The 2,003-nt window shown below is 71.1% G+C and carries 1 protein-coding gene and 1 pseudogene; both read left to right on the plus strand.

Translation table 11 applies throughout. From position 1 onward, the window contains the following. Positions 1-207 (plus strand): annotated as a pseudogene (locus tag I53_RS22420) (protease modulator HflC); the annotation flags it as partial. A 116-nt stretch (positions 208-323) separates the two neighbouring features. Further along, complete coding sequence (locus tag I53_RS22425; RefSeq protein WP_043354872.1) at positions 324-1,865, plus strand: DegQ family serine endoprotease; 1,542 nt, start codon at positions 324-326, stop codon at positions 1,863-1,865. Positions 1,866-2,003 lie beyond the last annotated feature (138 nt).

Below are 2,003 nucleotides of genomic sequence, written 5' to 3' on the forward strand. Positions count from 1 at the left end.
CTTCTCCGCTCGATGCAGGCCTACGAGAGCGGGCTGAAGGGATCCGACACCCGTCTGGTGATCAGCCCGACCTCGGACTTCTTCCGGTACTTCAGCGACCCGCAGGGCCGGCCCCCGGCCCCGGCGGTCCGCGGGCCGCGCGGACCGGCCGATCCGAGCGCCGCCACCGGGTCCACCACCGGGTCCGCGGCCGGGACGGCACGCTGATCGGGATGCGAGTTGGCGCCCCGGCGTCCGGAGACTACCTTGCAGGAAAACCCGCGGGCCCCCGATCGTCGGTCGAGGCCCGCGGCGCCGGAAACGCGTTCTTGAAGAGGTCGACCATGCACCCCGTCGCGAGCGCCCCCGTGGCGCCCTTCGGCCGCGCCACCGCGCAGCCCCGTTCCCGCGCCCGCGCGCTGATGGCCTCGATCCTGATCGGCGCCTCCGTAGCCGCGGCAGCCCTGCCGGTTCCCGCCCTCGCCAAGGGGCCGGCCTCGCTCGCGGATCTCGCCGAGCAGGTCACCGACGCGGTGGTCAACATCTCCGCCTCCACCACCGTGGAGGCCCGCGGCGGCCGCGCCATGCCGCAGGTCCCCCCGGGCACCCCGTTCGAGGACCTGTTCGAGGAGTTCTTCAACCGGCGCGGCGGCCGCGGCGGCGGCGGCGGTGGTGACGGCGAGGCGCCGCGCGCGCAGCGCAAGTCCAATTCCCTGGGCTCCGGCTTCATCATCGACGCCGCCGGCCTCGTGGTGACGAACAACCACGTCATCGGCGACGCCAACGACATCCAGGTCATCCTGCACGACGGCACCAAGCTCAAGGCCGAGATCGTCGGCAAGGATTCGAAGATCGATCTCGCGGTCCTGCGGGTGAAGCCCCCGGCCGATCACCCGCTGAAGGCGGTGCCGTTCGGCGATTCGGACAAGATGCGCCCGGGCGACTGGGTCATCGCCATCGGCAATCCGTTCGGCCTCGGCGGCTCGGTCTCGGCCGGCATCGTCTCGGCCCGGGGCCGCAACATCGAGTCCGGACCCTACGACAACTACATTCAGACCGACGCGGCCATCAACAAGGGCAATTCCGGCGGTCCGCTGTTCAACATGGACGGCGAGGTGATCGGCATCAACACGGCGATCCTGTCGCCGACCGGCGGCTCGGTGGGCATCGGCTTCGCGGTCCCGTCGGGTACGGCCAAGCCCGTGATCGATCAGCTCCGCGATTTCGGCGAGGTCCGCCGCGGCTGGCTCGGCGTCCGCATCCAGAACGTCGACGACACCACCGCCGAGGCGCTCAACCTCAAGGGCGGGGCGCGGGGCGCCCTGGTGGCCGGCGTCGACGAGAAGGGTCCGGCCAAGACCGCCGGGATCGAGGTCGGCGACGTGATCCTGAAGTTCAACGGTGCGCCGGTGAAGGCCTCCGGCGACCTGCCGCGGATCGTGGCCTCCACCCCCGTGGGTCAGAAGGTCGACGTGGTCGTGGTCCGCAAGGGCGAGGAGGTGACGAAGCCCGTCACCCTCGGCCGCCTGGAGGACAGCGACAAGCCGCAGCTCGCCAACCTGCGCCAGCCGGAGCCCGAGAGCGCCACCCGGCAGGCGCTGGGCCTCAACCTCTCCGGCATGACCGACGAGCTGCGCAAGAAGTTCTCCATCAAGGACACCGTGAAGGGCGTGGTCGTCACCCGGGTCGACCCGAACTCGACGGCGGCCGACAAGCGGATCCAGCCCGGCGAGGTGATCGTCGAGGTCGGCCAGGAGGCGGTGAGCACCCCGGCGGAGGTGACCAAGCGGATCGACGCCCTGAAGAAGGATGGGCGCAAGTCGGTGCTGCTGCTGGTGGCGAGCGCCACAGGCGACGTCCGTTTCGTGGCCGTCGGGCTGGACTGAGCGCTGTCCCACGCGAGATCGAAAGCCGTCGCTTCGCGAGGAGCGGCGGCCTTCCTGCGTTCAGGACACCCGTGGTGCCGCGGCGCGGCACGCCGGTGCCGCGAGGCGCAACGGTTCGCGAACCAACCGGAGATCGAG

Origin of the sequence: Methylobacterium sp. B1, from assembly GCF_000333255.1 — a bacterium.
GTDB classification, from domain to species: Bacteria; Pseudomonadota; Alphaproteobacteria; order Rhizobiales; family Beijerinckiaceae; genus Methylobacterium; species Methylobacterium fujisawaense.

Excerpts from the sequence above, each read along its gene's own strand:
- I53_RS22425 (WP_043354872.1), top strand. The coding sequence starts at position 324 with ATGCACCCCGTCGCGAGCGCCCCCGTGGCGCCCTTCGGCCGCGCCACC.